Source organism: Microbacterium sp. USHLN186 (assembly GCF_037145155.1).
In the GTDB taxonomy this organism is placed as follows: domain Bacteria; phylum Actinomycetota; class Actinomycetes; order Actinomycetales; family Microbacteriaceae; genus Microbacterium.
Map to the genome: position 1 here is coordinate 45,105 of NZ_JBBCYA010000004.1, position 16,841 is coordinate 61,945.

The following is a 16,841-nucleotide window of genomic DNA, read 5'->3' on the forward strand; positions in this document are numbered from 1 at the left end:
GTCAGTCGTCGAGCGCGGCCCAGGCCGCAGGAAGGCTCGCGCCCAGCGCCGCCAGCGGGGCGCGGGCCTTCGTCGCGACCTCCGCCGCCTCGGCGTGCGGCTGGGACAGCCAGGTGATCCCGCCGCCGGCGCCGACCCAGGCACCTTCGGCGTCGACCACGATCGAGCGGATCACCATCGCGAGATCCACCCGCCCGTCCACACCGACGAAGCCGAAGCACCCCGAGTACACCCCGCGCGGTGCGCCCTCCAGCGCGTGCAGGATCGTCATGGCCGAGAGCTTCGGCGCGCCGGTCATGCTGCCCGCCGGAAAGGTCGCATCGCACAGCTCGCCGAAGCGGATGCCGTCGCGCAGCCGGCCGCTGACCGTGCTCACCAGCTGATGCACGGCCGGGTAGCTCTGCACCTCCCACAGGCGCGGCACCTGCACGCTGCCGGGGCGGCAGACGCGGGAGAGGTCGTTGCGCATGAGGTCGACGATCATCACGTTCTCCGCGCGCTCCTTCACGTCGGCCTGCAGCTCGGCCGCCAGACGCGCGTCCTCAGCCGTGCTCGCGCTGCGGGGTCGGGTGCCCTTGATCGGACTGGTGCGCACCTCTCCCTCGCCGACGCTGAGGAACTGCTCGGGGCTGGCGCTGAGCAGCCAGCGCTCGCCGACGCGCAGCAGGCCGCCGTGATGGGCAGGCGTGGCCGCTCGCACGCGCCGGTAGACATCCAGCGGCCGAGTCGGCCGCGCGGTGCGGAAGCGCGTGGTGAGACAGAGCTGGTAGGCGTCGCCGCGCGCGATCGCCGCCCGGCAACGCTCGATCAGCTCGAGGTAGTCCGGCACGCGGTGCCGTGCGATCGCCGATACCGGCGGGTCGTGAAGGGGCTCGGGCGCGGCAGGGCGGATGCCGTCGGCGAGCGCCGCCGCGACCTCCCGGCACCAGTGCTCGCCCGCACCTTCGGGGGCCAGCGCGAACACGCGCCCCCCAGCGTGATCGACGGCGACCGCGCGCTGCACGACGATCCACGCCGGCCGGTCCGGGCTCTCCACGGCATCCGCGACGCCGGTGCCGTTCGCGGCGTTCGCCGGCGCCGGGGAGTGCACGGGCGCCCCCGCGCGCTCGGCCCCGGATTCGTAGTCCAGCCAGCCCACCCATCCACCCGTGAACGGGGGCCGCTCCGCCTCCCCCGGCTCGTCTGCGGGGACGACCGCGGGGCGCTCGGCGGCGGCCGCCGGGTGAAGCGGCACGGCCCGAACGGCATCCGCGTCGGTCTCGACCGCTCCATCGCCCAGGATGCTCCAGCCGTCCACGGCATCCGGGCCGGCATCCAGCCAGAACGCGGCCGGCGACGCGGCGAACAGACGCAGGAACAGCGTCTCGACATCCACCGGCGTGGATGGACGTCCACTGAGCGGGATGGGCAGCAGCGGAAGAGGTGCGGGCACCTTCACAGGGTAGCGGGCGGTGAGGCTTTACGCTCATGGGGTGAACGACGTCGTGCTCTGGATCATCGAGGCGGTGCAGTCCGTCGATCCGGTGCTGCGCACGGTGCTCGCGGGCGTCGCGATCATGCTCGAGACCAGCATCCTGATCGGCCTCATCGTCCCCGGCGACACGATCGTGCTGGTCGCCGCCATCGGCGTCACGAACTGGGTCGAGGGCATCGCCCTCGGCGTCACCGTCGTGCTCGGCGCGCTCGCCGGCGAATCGGTCGGCTTCTGGCTGGGCCGCTGGGCGGGACCGTATATCCGCACCTCCTGGCTGGGAAGGCGCATCGGTGAGCGGCATTGGCAGCGTTCCGAGCGCTACCTGCTCCGCCGCGGTGGCGTGGCGATCTTCCTGTCGCGCTTCCTGCCGGTGCTGCATTCGCTGGTGCCGCTCACTGTGGGCATGAGCGGCTACGCATACCGCCGCTTCATCGCGTGGACGCTGCCCGCCTGCGCGCTCTGGGCGGGAATCTACGTGGGCATCGCGGGCACCGCTGCGGGCAACTACCGCGAGCTGTCCCAGCGCGTGCACTACGCCGGCTACCTGTTCGTCGGTCTGATCGTGCTGCTGCTGCTGGTGCTGCTGGGCGGCAAGAAGCTTCTCGCGCGCCGGGAGGAGCGGCACATGGCCCGCGGTGTCGGCGACGCCGACGATGACGCCGCGCTCGGGGGTGAGCCGCACAGCGAACCGTGAAAGACTGGGGGCGATGTCTCCTGCCTCCCCGGCCAAGATCCACTGGTTCGCACGACTCGAACACCGCATCCACGTCTGGCGCGAGCGACGCGCCCGGCGACGTGGACGTTCGGCGACCGCGGTTCCGTTCCCTGCCTACGGCAGCACCCGCTGGGTGCGCGTCGTGGGTCGCGCGCTGATCGTCCCGCCTCCGCTGAAGAACAGTCGCGGTGAGGGCAGTGTGCGCGGGTGGCGGGCGTTCGTCAGCATCCCGGTCAGCTTCGCCTCCGTCGTCGTCGAGATCGGCGGTCGCACGCACACCGTCGTGGCCGACCGCGGCGGGGTGATCGACACGGTCGTCGAGGCCGAGATGACCCCGGGCTGGCAGACCTTCACGATGGCCGTCGAGGGTCAGCAGCCCGTCGAGGCGAGCGTCTTCATCGTCGCCGACGACGTCGATTTCGGCGTGGTCTGCGACGTCGACGACACCGTGATGGTCACCGCGCTGCCGCGGCCGTTCGTCGCGGCGTGGAACTCCTTCGTGCTCGACGAGCACGCCCGCACGCCGGTGCCGGGCATGGCCGTGCTGCTCGAGCAGCTGCGCCGCGACCACCCGGGAGCGCCCATGGTGTACCTGTCCACTGGAGCGTGGAACGTGGCGCCCACACTGCGCCGCTTCCTCAGCCGGCATCTCTTCCCCGCCGGGGCCATGCTGCTCACCGATTGGGGACCCACTCACGACCGGTGGTTCCGCAGCGGGCAGGCGCACAAGACCGGCAACCTGCGCCGCCTGGCCGAGGAGTTCCCGCACGTGAGGTGGCTGCTGATCGGCGACGACGGCCAGCACGACGAGGCCATCTACTCGCAGTTCGAGCAGGAGCATCCGTCGTCCGTGGCCGGGGTCGCCATCCGACGGCTGCTGCCCGCGGAGGCTGTTCTCGCCGGCGGGCGGGCGACGGGTGAGCACGCCGAAGGCGGCGTCCCGTGGGTGAGTGCGGAGGACGGCGCCGGTCTGCGCGAGCGCCTCACCGAGGTCGGCCTGCTCGATGATCCGTCATGAGCACAGATCCGTCATGAGTACAGACCCGTCATGAGCACAGGTGTGACCGACCGGACCGTCGTGCTCTCACGCGCCCAGTGGACGGCGCGCGCCGAGGCGCACGCGGTACGCGCCGACCGGCTGACCGCCGCGCACCGTGATCGTGCGCAGCGCGGCGAGAAGCATCCCGTCGAGGACTTCCTGTTCACGTACTACTCCTACAAGCCCGCGCAGCTGCGCCGCTGGCATCCGGGGGCCGGGGTGGTGCTGCAGGACGCGCCGGAGCGCGCGCAGTGGCGCTGGTACTCCCCCGCCCCCGAGGCAGACGCGTGGATGCCGGATGCCGCGGCGTTCCGGGCCGAGAAGCCGCAGCTCGCCGACCTGATCGAGCGGATGCTGCGACGCACCGCCGCACGCCCGGCCCAGTTCGGCTGCTTCGGCCTGCACGAGTGGGCGATGGTGTACCGCAGCGCGGAGCATCGCCATGCGGTGCCGTTGCGCCTGGGCCGCGCGGGAACGGATGCGGTCGTCGAGGCCAGTGAGCTGCGCTGCACGCACTTCGACGCGTACCGCTTCTTCACCGCCGATGCCGTGCCCCGCAACCGCGAGACGCTCACTCGCGAATCGCAGCCGGAGCGCGAACAGCCGGGATGCCTGCACGCCGGGATGGATCTGTACAAGTGGGCGCTCAAGCTCGCACCGCTCATCCCCGGCGAGGTGCTGCTGGACACGTTCGAGCTGGCTGCGGACATCCGCCGCCTCGACATGGCGGCAGCCCCCTACGACCTGTCCGCGTGGGACGTGCAGCCCGTGCGCATCGAGACGACCGAGGGCAAGGCCGAGTACGTGCGCCGTCAGCGGGTGTTCGCCGAGCGGGGCGCGCTGCTGCGCGAGCGGATGCTGCGGGCCTGGCTGGGAACCCCGTCCTCCCCTTCCGCGGCGGACCGCGCGCTCGGCTGATCCTCCGCCACCCGGCGGGCCGAGTCAACCCCCGTCGAGTGGGCGCGCGTCCGCGAGTATGGTGCGGCAGCATGGTCGATCGCATTGCTGACATCTGGGGAACGCGCACCCCGTTCGCGCGCGGCGCCGCCTGGCCGGTGCGGGTGGATCAGAAGCTCGCCGAGGGGGTGAGCGACGCCGATGTGGAGCGCTGGGTGCAGGCCGCGTGCGTGCTGTGCAGCAACGGATGCGCATGCGACATCGCCGTCAAGGACGGCGAGATGGTCGGCATCCGCGGGCGCGCGGTCGACTCGGTCAATCACGGCCGACTCGGACCGAAGGGGCTGTTCGGCAGCTGGCAGGGCGTGCGCAATCGCGACCGGCTGACCCAGCCGCTGATCCGCCGTGACGGCGAGCTGGTGCCCACCGACTGGGACACCGCGATGAACGCGATCGTCGATCGCAGCCGCGCCCTGCTGGATGAGGTGGGACCGCTCAGCCACGGCTTCTACACCAGCGGGCAGCTCTTCCTCGAGGAGTACTACGCGCTGGGAGTGATCGGAAAGGCGGGACTGGGCACGCCGCACATGGACGGCAACACCCGGCTGTGCACGGCGACGTCGGCGGCGGCCATGAAGGAGAGCTTCGGCTCGGACGGACAGCCCGGCAGCTACGAGGACATCGACGACTGCGATGCGATGTTCCTCTACGGGCACAACATGGCCGAGACGCAGACCGTGCTGTGGGCGCGGGTGCTGGATCGGCTCGCCGGACCGGACCGCCCCCTGCTGGTGTGCGTGGATCCGCGCGACACCGAGGTCGCCCGCCACGCCGACGTGCATCTGGCGGTGCGGCCGGGCACCAACCTCGCCCTCATGCACGGGCTCGTCCGCGAGCTCTTCGTCAACGGCTGGATCGATCAGGACTACATCGACGCGCACACGATCGGCGTCGACGAGCTGCGAGACACCGTCCAGCGATGGACCCCCGAAGCGGTCGCCGAGACCTGCGGGGTCGATGCGGCCGACGTCCGCCGCGCCGCAGAGATCTTCGGCACCACCGAGCGGGTGCTCTCCACCGTCCTGCAGGGCTTCTACCAGTCGTCGCAGGCCACCGCGGCATCCTGTCAGGTCAACAACCTGCATCTGCTGCGCGGCAAGCTCGGCACGCCCGGCAACGGCATCCTGCAGATGAACGGTCAGCCGACCGCACAGAACACCAGGGAGGCCGGCGCGGACGGCGACCTGCCGGGGTTCCGCAACTGGGAGAACCCCGATCACATCGCCGAGCTGGCGCAGCTGTGGGGCGTGCACCCCGACAAGATCCCGCACTGGTCACCACCCACGCACGCGATGCAGATCTTCCGCTATGCCGAGCAGGGCAGCATCCAGCTGCTGTGGGTGTCGGCCACGAACCCCGCGGTGTCGATGCCCGAGGCCGCGCGGATCCGGCGCATCCTGGGCAAAGACGACCTGTTCCTCGTCGTGCAGGACCTGTATCTCACCGAGACCGCGCGCTTCGCCGACGTCGTGCTGCCGGCCGCCGGGTGGGGCGAGAAGCAGGGCACCTTCACCAACGTCAACCGCACCGTGCACCTCGCCGACAAGGCCGTGGAGCCTCCGGGCGAGGCGAAGAGCGATCTGGACATCTTCCTCGACTACGCGCGCCGGATGGATCTGCGCCGGGACGACGGACGGCCGCTGCTGGACTGGAGCGGGCCGGAGGACGCGTTCAACGCCTGGCGGGAGTGCACCCGCGGCAAGCTCTGCGACTACACCGGGCTCAGCTACGAGCGGCTGCGCGGCGGCAGCGGCATCCCGTGGCCGTGCAGCGAGGACAACCCGGAGGGGACGAAGCGGCTCTACGCGGATGCCGACTTCCCCACCCATGTGGAGCGATGCGAGACCTACGGACACGATCTGCTGACCGGTGCGACCGTCGGGCCGGTGAAGTACCGCGCACTGGAGGTGAACGGGCGCGCCATCCTGAAATCGGCGCCGTACGTCGCGGCGCCCGAGGAGCCCGACCAGGAGTATCCGCTGCGGTACACCACCGGACGCACGGCGTACCAGTTCCACACGCGGACGAAGACGGCGCGCAGCACGCAGCTGCGCCGTGCAGCGCCTGCCGCGTGGGCGGAGATCTCCACGGTCGACGCCGAGCGGCTGGGCATCGCGGAGGGCGACGTCATCAGCGTGCGCTCGCGCCGCGGCGAGATCGTGGTGCCGGCGCGGGTCGGCGACGTCATGCCGGGCGTCGTGTTCGCCCCCTTCCACTACGGCTACTGGGATCGTGAGGCGCTGGGACAGCAGCCGGATTCGCCGCCGACCATGGCGAACGAGCTGACGATGACCGAGTGGGACCCGGTCTCGAAGCAGCCACTGTTCAAGAACACGGCCGTGCAGGTGCGCCGGGTGGCGGATGCGGTCGGCCCCGCTCCCGCACCGACCACCACCGCGTCGCGGCCCGCTGACCCGAGCTCTGCTCCCCCCACCACGGGCGGGCACGACGCGCAGGTGCACGAGGAGGTGATGTCATGAAGTTCCCGGTGTATCTCGGCATGCTGCAGAGGGCGGAGGCCGTGCTGTCGTCATCATTTCGCACGGTCGCCGACGCGCACGGCGACGAGCCCGACATCTACATGCTCTGCCACACCCTCGCCGACCAGTGCGATGAGCACGAGCGCCTGCTGAAGCCGATCGTCGACCGCTACGGCGAGCAGCCCGACGACGAGCCGGAGCGCCTGCACGCCGCGGAGATGTCGGAGTCGCGGGAGGGACCGCTGGGGATGCTGCGCGACCTGCAGGATCTGCACCTGCTGGCGACGATGGTGGAGATGACGTACACGCTGGTGCGGCAGGCCGCCCTGGCGCTGCGGGATGAGGAGCTGCTGAGGATCATCGGCACCTGCTCTGAGCAGACGTCGGTGCAGGTGGCCTGGCTCAGCACCCGAGCGAAGCAGGCCGCCCCGCAGGCGCTGATCGCCGCGCGGTGAGCGGCAGTCCGGTGTGCTGGTGATGGTGCGGTGCGGTGCGCGCTAGCGCTGGCCCGCCACCTGCATCCGCAGCCGCATGACGTGCTCGGCGGCATCCCGCAGCCGCTCAGCGCTCAGCCGACCGTCGCCGACGGCGCTGACGATCCCGGTCACCATCTGCGATGCGGTCTCGGCGGTGGAGCCTGCGACCATGAGCACCATGTCGTTTCCCGCCTGCAGGGCCGTCACCGCGTTCGCGACGGGATCGCGATACTGCGCGATGCCGGAGGACGTCAGCATGCCCAGGTCGTCGGTGATCATCACGCCGTCGAAGCCCAGGTCGTCGCGTGCGATCTCGTGCCAGCGCGTCGACAGCGACGCGGGCGCCGGATCGACGGCCGTGTACGCCAGATGCCCGAACATGAGCAGCTCCGCCCCGGCATCGATGCCCGCGATGAACGGCCGGGCCGCGTCCGCTCGCCACTGCTCGAGCGTCATGGGCGTCGAGGGGATGCCGTGATGGGAGTCGCCGGGAGCGGCGCCGTGCCCGGGGAAGTGCTTCAGCGTGGACAGCACGACCCCGTCCTCACCGTCGACGGCTGCCGTCACGCGGGACGACGCCGAGTCCGGGTCGGTGCCCAGCGCGCGCGGGGCGATGAACGAGGAGGCGTCGGACGGCACGTCGGCGATGATCCCGAAGTTCACGTCGGCGCCGGTCTCGGCGATGAGCGCAGCGCGCTGCGCGAACACCTGCTCGGTCTGCGCCGGGTCGTCGGCCTGCAGACCGCGCCCGCCGGGCAGGGTGTCCCACGGCAGACGCCGGACGATGCCGCCCTCCTCGTCGATCGCGATCAGCGGCGGCAGCGCCGGATCGAGGGTGAGCGCGTCGCTGACCGCTCGGACCTGCGCGGCGTCGGCGCCGATGTTGCCACCCATCAGGATGAATCCGCCCAGGCGTGCGCCCTGGGGCGCGGACTGCATGTACGCGCGCAGGGTCGCGGGATCCGTGCCGGAGATGTGACCCATCACCACGCTGGCCGCCTGCTCGGTCACGCTCATCCGCGCGACGGCGTCCACCGCCGGATCCGGTGGTGGCGTCGGGGTCGGTGTGGGCGTGCTGGTCGCGCTGTGTCGGGGTGCCGCCGCGGGGGTTCCGGCGGGTGACGCGGCGGTGGTGCCGGGCGCGCAACCGGCGAGCAGAAGCATCGCCAGGGCAGCCGCCATGGCGCCGCGGATCGCTCGAGCACGCATGGCGTCGACGCTACTCCCCGACCCCGACTGTCAGCTGTGCGGGCGGACGCTGTCCGGCTTGCTAACCTGGTGCTCACGCGACCGCCGGGACGACCCGACGGAGAGATCACAAGTGGGGACGGCCCCGCAGATTCGGCTCGCACCGTGTCCCGCTCTGTCATCCTGCGCTCCGTCCTGCTGCGCTCGGTGCTCATGCGCTCGGTCCTGACGCGCACCGCCGTTCTCCGCCTCGTGCTCGGCTGGGGATTCTTCGCCGCCCTGCTCGCACTCGCTCCTCTCCTCGACGGGCATCTGCCGACGCCCGTGCTGTGGCTGGTCCTCGCCGCGATCGTCGCGGTCATCGTCGTCTGCGCGTTCGGTGTCGTCACCGAAGCCGAGCACCTCGCGAAGCGGCTGGGCGACCCGTACGGCACACTCGTGCTGACCCTGTCGATCGCGGCGATCGAGGTGATCCTCATCTCCGCCGTCATGCTCGGCCCGGGCGAGCACGCCACCATCGCGCGGGACTCGGTGATGGCCGTGTCGATGATCATCCTCAACCTCGTCATCGGCATCGCGCTGGTGGTCGGCGGAATCCGGCATCCGGATCGGCGTGCGAACCGCACCGGCGTGGTCGGCTACCTCGGCGTGCTCGTCGTGCTGCTCGCCGTCGCGTTCGCGATCCCGGCGCTCCTAGGCGCGGGCGGCGCCTATCCGCCGGCGGTGGCGATCGCCGTGATCGTGCTCGTCGTGCTGCTGTACGGGTTCTTCCTCTTCCGGCAGCTGGGTGCACGCAAGGCGGATTTCCAGGAGGTGGACGCAGTTCCAGATGCTGGCGACGCGACGCCTTCCTCGTCGGTCGTCCGTGTGCTGGTCGCGCACCGATCCGAGCTCATCGCCCGCACGCTGCTGCTCGTCGCGCTCGCGCTGCCCATCGTGCTGCTCTCGCACGACATGGCGACGCTGCTCGACGAGGGCCTCGGCCGCCTCGGCGCGCCGGTCGCGCTCTCCGGCATCCTCATCGCGATGATCGTGTTCCTGCCCGAGACCATCACCACCGTGCGCGCGGCTCTCGGCGGCGAGATGCAGCGGGTCAGCAATCTGTGTCACGGCGCGCTCGTGTCGACCGCCGGTCTCACGATCCCCGCCGTGCTGACCATCGGACTGCTCACCGGCCAGACGGTCGTGCTGGCCGAGAGCCCGGCGAACCTGGTGCTGCTCGCGCTCACCCTGCTGCTCACCGCGGTGACCTTCGCCGGACATCGTGTGAACCCGCTGCACGGCGCTGCGCATCTGGTGCTGTTCCTGCTCTACGGGGTCGTCGTGTTCGTCTGATCCCCCGTGAAGGCGCCGCGCGAGAGGGGGCTCATCCCCGTGTCCGATGTCTCGGGCCGCGCGTACGATGTGCGCTGGATGCCGATGGTGACGTCCCTGCGCCGGCCGGGCGGAGTGGCTCGAGCGGTCGCAGATCGAGCGGTCGAAAGGAACGACGAGATGAAGACTGGCTTCAAGGCGTTGGGGGCGATCCTCCTCGCAGGCGCCCTCATGTCGGGGGCGAGCGCCGCGAGCGCTGCCCCTCCGCGAGCGCAGGTGTACACGTGCACGGGTGGGAGCGTTCCGTCGGGCACCTACTCGCAGCTGATCATCGCCGGAGCCTGCGACGTCGGCGCCGGTGCGGAGATCACCGTGACCGGCAACCTCGTAGTGCAGCAGGGCGCCGTGTTCGACGCGCAGAGCGCGCCGTCGACTCTCGTCGTCCGTCAGAACGTCACCAGCAGAGCCGGGTCGATGCTCGGCCTCGGCTGCCAGCCGGGCCAGCCGGGCAATTCCGGACATCCCTGCATGCTCGACGAAACCGGTCGGTCGGACATCACGGTGCACGGCAACATCAACGCGGATCGCGCGGTGGGGCTGTTCCTGAACGGAGTGACCGTCGGCCGCAACGTCAGCGTGACGGGTGGCGGATCCGACATCCCCTGGTCGATCAAGAACAACATGATCGCCGGCAACCTCACGGTGCGGGGAATCACCGAGGAGTGGATCGGGGTGATGTGGAATCGCATCGCCGGCAACGTGGTGCTCACCGACATCACGATGACCGGGCTCGACGACCAGGCCGGAACCGGGCTGAACGACGTCTTCGTGGTGCGCAACGAGATCGGTCGCAACCTGGTCTGCAACGGGCTCGTCCCCGGGGCGTTCGGATACGGCAACAGCATCGCCGGACACGCCACCGGGCAGTGCGCGGCGCTGGCCGGCTGAGCATTCGGGCTGCACGCGAAGCAGCGGCCCCGCGAGTGATCGCGGGGCCGCTGCGCGACGAAGATCATGCGCCTCTTCCCACCCGGCCCTTGCTGCATCAGAATGGACGCGAGATGGCGCGAAGAGGCGCTGATCTTCGCCGGTCGTTCTGGGGACGCCGGCGGCGCACTTTACTCGAGTGAGCAGCGCTTGACCTTGGGGGTTGGAGATGGGTACTCCGGCTGGGTGGTACGACGACGGTGGCGGCCTGATCGACGAACGACATTCGCGCCGCTCGCTCAGTCCGTGGAAGGTCGCGCTGATCGCGGGCACGGTGATCGTGCTGCTGGCAGGTGCCTTCGTCGTCACGCACAAGACAGCCCGCCACTGGACAGCGGTCGACGTTCCCGAGCACCCCGAGACGTTCCACTCTGAGGACTATGCGACCGGCAAGCGCATCGTCACGGATGACGGTGTGAGTCCGTGCGCGGAGGGACAGGATTGGAGCGAGTGCACGGACAAGATGATTGCCGAGTACGAGGCGCAGTGCCTGGACCGCGATCTGCTTGCGGAAGCGTCGACTGGCTTGTGCTCCGCATATCTCACTGAGATCCATCGCATGCAGGAGGTCGGCGAGGAAGGCGCGAAGGTCGGCGTGGTGGGCAATTTCGGCCACCTTCAGTCGACTCCGGAATATGGCACCCGGACGGTGTCGAACAACGACCATCGACCGGCAGTCACGCATCAAGCGACGTGCTATCTGGAATTCCTCGGTGAATGCGGTGCACCCGCCGCCGCAGACGAAGCACCCGAGTCGCCGAGCCCCGCACCGTCACCGTCCTCGCCGAACCCTGCGCCGAAGGGTGATACGAACATCGATGTCGAGACGAGCGGATCCGTGCCGATCAATCCCGCGAGCGACGAAGAGGTGGCAGGCGTGATCCATGAGGCGGTCGCCGTGGTGAGTGAATTCTGGCGCGTCCACTTCGACGAGCTGTTCCCCTCAGATGGGCCGTACACGGCACCGTATGTGGGGGGAATGTACACCGCCGCACAGAGTCCTTCGATCTGTGAGGGTCCCCCGGATGCCAACAACGCGTTCTTCTGCCCGAAGGACGACTCCCTGTGGTTCGGTGCGGACCTGCTTCGACAGTTCTACTCGGTTTCGGACATCGACGTGTATCTCATCGTCGGGCACGAGTGGGGGCATGCGATCCGAGACCGGATCGCTGACGACACTGAAGCGCGCGAGCTCCAAGCCGACTGCCTCGCCGCAGTCGCTCTGTACGGTGCCGCGAAGGACGGCACCCTCGCGTGGGAAGACGGCTATACGGAGGACCTCTCCTACGCGCTCACCGACCTGGCGGACGCCACGCCTTGGGGCAGTTCCCGCGACCACGGAGACGCCCTTGACCGGGTGGGCGCGTTCGAGCAGGGCCGGGACGGGCTCGAAGGCTGCATGTCCGATTTCTAGAGCTCACTCCGTGGCCAGCGATCTGGATGGATTCGACAGCTCGACAGGATTCGCCGATAGCCAGGTCGGGGGCGTTCCTCAACCCTCTATGCAGCGGGCCGCTGCACGCGCATGCTGGCACAGCCGGGTGTTCCGGAGCAGAAGCCGTGTGAGCTGGAAGAACCGGAATGAGCGAGATCGCGAAAGCAGCGCTGGTGGCCGTTCGCGAAGTACTTCCCCTTCGACAACATCATCTTCGGCGAGCCCAGCCTCGGCTTCGGCATCCTGCTGCTCGGCAGCGCGATCCTGCTCTGGCGACGTCGCAACGTCCCCGAGACCGAGGATCGGGGCGCCGAGCTCGCCTCCGTCCTCGCGCCCCTGAACGTGGTGATCGTCGGGCTGGGTCTCGCTCTCGGGGCCATCGCGTTCGCCGGTCTCGTCTTCCAACTGTTCGCCGCCCCGCCCGAGGAGCCGATCAGCGGCGCCTTCGCGCAGTGGCCGTGGGTGGAGGCGATCTTCATGTCGGGCATGTTCGGCCTGGCCGGAGTGGGCGCCGTGCTGTTCCCGCTCGCGCTGCGCGGGTTCCGCACCGGAGCCGATCGCACCGTGTGGCAGTGGATCGTGGGCATCTGCATCGGACTGCCCGGACTCGGGTTCTTCCTGTTCGGGGCCCTCAACTTCTTCACGCACATCGGGTTGATCATCAACACGATGGGGTGACATCGGATGGCGAAGGTGCGCGGCGATCGGATGCGCTTGGAACCAAGAAGAACCCACGGGACTCCGGGGATTCTCAGTGTGGTGGACCTGAGGGGACTCGAACCCCTGACCCCCTGCATGCCATGCAGGTGCGCTACCAGCTGCGCCACAGGCCCATCTTGCTGCCGAACTCGGCAACCTGATCAGCATACTACGAGGCTGTGGGCGAGCACCAAATCACCGGAGCCAGCCGGGTGTGTCGAGCATGGCTAGCCGTGGGGGCAACGCGGGTCAACCCGCTGCGCGCTCGATCGCACCGGCGGTACGGTGCTGGCATCCGGCTCGACGACCCACCGACGCGCCGGACTGCCAGAGAGGAGCGATCATGTCCAACCCCACCTTCAACTACCTGCCCGAGGACCCCGATGCCGAGGTCGAGGGTGACGCCGCGCTGCGCGAGGTGGACGGAGAGCCCGCACTCGACCCGGACGCCGACCCCGACCTCATCGAGAGCATCGACGCCGACCGGCTCGCCAGCGGCGCTGACGAGGATCAGGCCCTGGGCGGCGAGGAGACGGCCGGCTGATACCGGTGCGCCGCGGGGGCGGTCCGGCTGAGGACTACTCCCCCGCGGTGTCCGCAGCCGTACCGGCGGTGACCTCGAGCGGGATGACCGGGCAGTCCTTCCACAGCCGCTCGAGGCTGTAGTAGACGCGCTCCTCAGCGTGGAACACGTGCACGACGAGGTCGCCGAAGTCCAGCAGCACCCAGCGCGACTCGGCGCGACCCTCCCGGCGCACGCGCTTGTGCCCCGCCTCGAGCAGCTTGTCCTCGATCTCGTCGGCGATCGCGGCGACATTGCGCTCGCTGTTGCCGGTGACGAGCAGGAAGATGTCGACCAGCGGCAGCGGCTCGGAGACGTTGAGGGCGATCAGGTCCTCGCCGCCCTTCGAGTCCGCCGCCCGCGCGGCGATCTGTAGCATCTCGACAGCGGATTCGGGGGCTTGCATCAACTGAGGACTCCTGAGGTGAAGGCGATGACCAGGGCGGTGGCCAGCGCGAGGGCCAGGCCGCCCGCGACGATCGCCAAAGTGAGGGTGAGCTTGCTGCTCTTGTCGGGAACCGGGGGTCGGATGACCTCACCGGCGGGCTTGGAGGTGCTGATCGCCGAGCTCGCAGCGATCGGCGTGGGCGACGAGGCCGGGGCGAGTTCGCCGTCGATGAGCACCGCATCCACGTCACGGCCGTCGGTCGTGCCGAGTGCGTGCCCCTGCGACCCCATGCCCTCGGGCAGCGCGTAAGTGCCGGTGATCAGCAGCTCGCCGGTGGATGCGACCGGGCCCGAGAGCGAGCCGGCGCCAGGCGAGGGCGTGAAGATGAGGGTGCTGGCGGTCTTGTGGGAGCCGCTGGATCCGGTCTCGAGCAGGTCGTCGAACGCGGCCGGTGCCGGGTGCTGGCCGTGCGGTGCGCGCTTCACGCCGATGCCGAAGGCCGCGCCTACCATGGGGCGCTCCTCGTGCTCGGCGGAGTCGTCGCTCGTCGGGAAGTCGGGAACAGCCGAGACGACCTCGGGCTCGGCGACAGCCGACTCGCCGGAATCGCGCTCGACGGCCTCCGGCTCGACGATCTCCGGCTCTACGATCTCGGGCTCGACGGTCTCCGGCTCAGCGTCACGCTGCTCCGCAGCCTCCGGCGCGGATTCCGCCTGGCGCTCGAGGGCGCGGGCGGCGCGACGGGTCAGCGGTGCGCCCGCTCCGATCGGCGGGGCGTGCTCCTCGGGCTGCGGCTGGATCACCGGATCCTGCGGCGCGGCATCCGGTTCGACGACCGCATCCCTCTGCTCGACATCGCCGATGACCGGCGTCGAGCCCGTCAGGCGGAGCTCACGCAGCTGCTTGCGCGTGAGCCGGGCCTGTCCGTCCTGTTCTGTGCTCATGCCTTGCTCCGATACAGATGGTGCTTCGCGATGTACTGGACCACGCCGTCGGGAACGAGATACCAGACCGGCTGCCCGTCGGCGACGCGCTCCCGGCAAGCGGTGGATGAGATCGACAGCGCCGGAACCTCGAGTTGACTCACGCCGTCGGTGGGCAGACCGTCGGTGCTCAGCACGTGCCCCGGCCGGGATACTGCGACGAAGTGGGCGAGATCCCACAGTTCATCATGGTTCCTCCAGCTGAGAATCTGCGCCACGGCATCCGCGCCGGTGATGAAGAACAGCTCCGCATCGGGGCGTCGCGCCTTCAGATCGCGCAGCGTGTCGATCGTGTAGGTGGGACCCTCGCGGTCGATGTCCACGCGGCTGACGGTGAAGTCGGGGTTGGATGCCGTGGCGATGACCGTCATCAGGTAGCGGTGCTCGCTCGGCGAGACGTGCTGCTTCTGCCAGGGCTGCCCGGTCGGCACGAACACGACCTCATCGAGATCGAAGGAGTGCGCAACCTCGCTCGCAGCCACCAGGTGACCGTTGTGAATGGGGTCGAAAGTGCCACCCATCACGCCGATGCGCGGTGCCCGAGCGGTCGTGTCGTGCATGCGGTCCTAGTGGCCGTGGCCGTCCCTGCCGTGCTTGAGCGCGTACGCCTCGGCCTTGGCCGAGTGACGGTTCGCGACGTGGCGGAACGACAATGTCACGACGGCCATCACGGTGAAGACGATCGCGGCGATGACACCGAAGATGAAGGTTTCAGCAGCCACGTTGCCGTGGTGCTCCGTCTCGGCGGCGGCCATCGCAATCTGTGCGACGAGGTTCATCGTGACTCCGTTCGTGACCTGACAAGCAAACGCCTGTCCATTCTAGTCCTCAGTCGCGTGTCTGACCCGACCCCCGCGCCAGCCATTTCGTGCTGGTCAGCTCGCCCAGACCCATCGGCCCGCGCGCGTGCAGCTTCTGGGTGGAGATGCCCACCTCCGCGCCGAAGCCGAACTCGGCGCCGTCGGTGAACCGGGTCGACGCGTTGACCATCACCACGGCCGAGTCCACCTCGGCCAGGAAGCGCTCGGCATTGCGGGCATCCGTGGTGATGATCGCCTCGGTGTGACCGGTGCTGTACCGGCGGATGTGCGCGAGCGCCTCGTCGAGATCGTCCACCACCTTGATCGCGATCTCCAGACCGAGGTACTCGGTCTTCCAGTCCTCCTCGGTCGCAGGGATCGTCATGGCCACCAAGCCCGCCACCATGTCGTCACCATGGATGGCGACACCCTCGCTGAGCAGCGCGCTGGCGATCACCGGGATCAGCTGCGGTGCTGCCTGACGGTGCACGAGCAGGGTCTCCACGGCGTTGCAGACGCTGGGACGCTGCACCTTCGCGTTCACGACGATGTCGCGCGCCCAGTCCATCGGCGCGGACTCGTCGATCACGATGTGCACCACGCCGGCGCCGGTCTCGATCACCGGCACGGTCGATTCGGTCACGACCGTCTCGATCAGGGATGCGCTGCCGCGCGGAACCAGCACGTCGATGAGGCCGCGCGCGTGCATCATCGCCTTCGCGCCGTCTCGGCCGAAGTCATCGACCGTCTGGATCGCCTCGGGGTCGTGCCCCAGGCTCTCCAGCGCGTCGCGCATGATCTGCACGAGAACCGTGTTGGACTCCCGGGCAGCGCTGCCACCGCGCAGCACCACCGCGTTGCCCGCGCGCAGCGCGAGCGCCGCGATGTCGACGGTGACGTTGGGCCGGGCCTCGTAGATGGCCCCGACCACACCGAAGGGCACCCGCACCTGCTCGAGGGCGACGCCGTTCGGCATCCGGTGCCCGCCCACCACCTGCCCGATCGGGTCAGGAAGCAGCGCGACATCGCGCACGGCGGATGCCAGCGACGCCACGCGCGCATCGTCCAGTCGCAGCCGGTCGATCAGCGCGTCGCCGATGCCGTCCTGGCGACCGCGTTCGATGTCACGCGCGTTGGCTTCGACGATGCGTGCGGCGCCGCCCTCGATCGCCGCGGCGATCGCCTCGAGCAGGCGCGCCTTCTGGGCGCTGGTGAGGCGGGCGATCGAACGAGAGGCGTCCTTGGCGCGCACCAGGCGATCCTGCGCGGTGTCGGTCGTGGCGCCGTCGACGAGGGGCGAATTGCTCATGCGGTCAGTGTATCGACGGCCGCGCGCGTCGCCGC

General features: G+C 69.7%; 16 protein-coding genes, 1 tRNA gene and 1 pseudogene. 10 read left to right on the forward strand and 8 right to left on the reverse strand.

Going from position 1 to position 16,841, the window contains the following annotated elements; all coding sequences use genetic code 11:
- Position 1: 1 nt before the first annotated feature.
- Positions 2 to 1,432, reverse strand: coding sequence for an anthranilate synthase component I family protein (locus tag WFG93_RS09520; RefSeq protein ID WP_336646111.1), 1,431 nt, complete (start codon positions 1,430 to 1,432; stop codon positions 2 to 4).
- A gap of 40 nt (positions 1,433 to 1,472) precedes the next feature.
- Between WFG93_RS09520 and WFG93_RS09525 the strand changes: the two genes are divergently transcribed.
- The 5 genes from WFG93_RS09525 (at position 1,473) to WFG93_RS09545 (ending at position 7,120) form a co-directional block, all read left to right on the forward strand.
- Complete coding sequence (locus tag WFG93_RS09525; RefSeq protein WP_336646112.1) at positions 1,473 to 2,168, forward strand: DedA family protein; 696 nt, start codon at positions 1,473 to 1,475, stop codon at positions 2,166 to 2,168.
- A 13-nt stretch (positions 2,169 to 2,181) separates the two neighbouring features.
- Complete coding sequence (locus tag WFG93_RS09530) at positions 2,182 to 3,207, forward strand: App1 family protein (protein ID WP_336646113.1); 1,026 nt, start codon at positions 2,182 to 2,184, stop codon at positions 3,205 to 3,207.
- 30 nt (positions 3,208 to 3,237) lie between these two features.
- Positions 3,238 to 4,146: a 3-methyladenine DNA glycosylase gene (locus WFG93_RS09535; RefSeq protein ID WP_336646114.1), complete on the forward strand. Its 909-nt coding sequence runs from the start codon at positions 3,238 to 3,240 to the stop codon at positions 4,144 to 4,146.
- A gap of 71 nt (positions 4,147 to 4,217) precedes the next feature.
- Positions 4,218 to 6,665, forward strand: coding sequence for a molybdopterin oxidoreductase family protein (locus WFG93_RS09540; protein WP_336646115.1), 2,448 nt, complete (start codon positions 4,218 to 4,220; stop codon positions 6,663 to 6,665).
- Complete coding sequence (locus WFG93_RS09545; protein WP_336646116.1) at positions 6,662 to 7,120, forward strand: hypothetical protein; 459 nt, start codon at positions 6,662 to 6,664, stop codon at positions 7,118 to 7,120. The genes WFG93_RS09540 and WFG93_RS09545 overlap by 4 nt, the downstream gene beginning before the upstream one ends.
- A 42-nt stretch (positions 7,121 to 7,162) precedes the next feature.
- Here the strand turns inward: WFG93_RS09545 and WFG93_RS09550 are convergent, their stop codons facing one another.
- Entirely contained in the window at positions 7,163 to 8,350 is a 1,188-nt protein-coding gene (locus WFG93_RS09550) for a glycoside hydrolase family 3 N-terminal domain-containing protein (protein WP_336646117.1), read from the reverse strand.
- A 192-nt stretch (positions 8,351 to 8,542) separates the two neighbouring features.
- Between WFG93_RS09550 and WFG93_RS09555 the strand changes: the two genes are divergently transcribed.
- From WFG93_RS09555 to WFG93_RS09570, 4 genes and pseudogenes are all read left to right on the forward strand, one after another.
- A complete protein-coding gene (locus WFG93_RS09555; RefSeq protein ID WP_336646306.1) occupies positions 8,543 to 9,664 on the forward strand; it encodes a calcium:proton antiporter in 1,122 nt (373 codons plus the stop codon).
- A gap of 159 nt (positions 9,665 to 9,823) precedes the next feature.
- A complete protein-coding gene (locus tag WFG93_RS09560; RefSeq protein ID WP_336646118.1) occupies positions 9,824 to 10,591 on the forward strand; it encodes a hypothetical protein in 768 nt (255 codons plus the stop codon).
- Positions 10,592 to 10,799: 208 nt separating this feature from the next.
- Positions 10,800 to 12,044, forward strand: a complete 1,245-nt coding sequence (locus WFG93_RS09565; RefSeq protein WP_336646119.1) for a hypothetical protein — start codon at positions 10,800 to 10,802, stop codon at positions 12,042 to 12,044.
- A 207-nt stretch (positions 12,045 to 12,251) separates the two neighbouring features.
- Positions 12,252 to 12,743: pseudogene (locus WFG93_RS09570) on the forward strand (DUF981 family protein); the annotation flags it as partial.
- Between the two features lie 79 nt (positions 12,744 to 12,822).
- On the opposite strand, the gene WFG93_RS09575 reads toward WFG93_RS09570, so the two are convergent.
- Positions 12,823 to 12,898, reverse strand: a tRNA-Ala gene (locus WFG93_RS09575).
- A gap of 209 nt (positions 12,899 to 13,107) precedes the next feature.
- On the opposite strand from WFG93_RS09575, the gene WFG93_RS09580 reads away from it, so the two are divergent.
- Positions 13,108 to 13,308 carry a hypothetical protein gene (locus WFG93_RS09580; protein WP_336646120.1) on the forward strand — a complete coding sequence of 67 codons (201 nt, stop codon included), beginning with the start codon at positions 13,108 to 13,110 and terminating at the stop codon, positions 13,306 to 13,308.
- A 34-nt stretch (positions 13,309 to 13,342) separates the two neighbouring features.
- Here WFG93_RS09580 and rsfS read toward each other — a convergent pair whose 3' ends face one another.
- From rsfS to WFG93_RS09605, 5 genes are read right to left on the reverse strand one after another with little or no spacing between them, the layout of a single operon-like run.
- On the reverse strand, positions 13,343 to 13,732 hold the full coding sequence (gene rsfS / locus WFG93_RS09585) for a ribosome silencing factor (protein ID WP_336646307.1): 390 nt from the start codon (positions 13,730 to 13,732) through the stop codon (positions 13,343 to 13,345).
- Positions 13,732 to 14,658, reverse strand: coding sequence for a hypothetical protein (locus WFG93_RS09590; RefSeq protein WP_336646121.1), 927 nt, complete (start codon positions 14,656 to 14,658; stop codon positions 13,732 to 13,734). Before WFG93_RS09590 ends, rsfS begins: the two co-directional genes overlap by 1 nt.
- A complete protein-coding gene (gene nadD / locus WFG93_RS09595) occupies positions 14,655 to 15,257 on the reverse strand; it encodes a nicotinate-nucleotide adenylyltransferase (RefSeq protein WP_336646122.1) in 603 nt (200 codons plus the stop codon). Before nadD ends, WFG93_RS09590 begins: the two co-directional genes overlap by 4 nt.
- Before the next feature lie 6 nt (positions 15,258 to 15,263).
- Positions 15,264 to 15,476 carry a hypothetical protein gene (locus WFG93_RS09600; RefSeq protein ID WP_336646123.1) on the reverse strand — a complete coding sequence of 71 codons (213 nt, stop codon included), beginning with the start codon at positions 15,474 to 15,476 and terminating at the stop codon, positions 15,264 to 15,266.
- 49 nt (positions 15,477 to 15,525) lie between these two features.
- On the reverse strand, positions 15,526 to 16,806 hold the full coding sequence (locus WFG93_RS09605) for a glutamate-5-semialdehyde dehydrogenase (RefSeq protein WP_336646124.1): 1,281 nt from the start codon (positions 16,804 to 16,806) through the stop codon (positions 15,526 to 15,528).
- Positions 16,807 to 16,841: the final 35 nt, after the last annotated feature.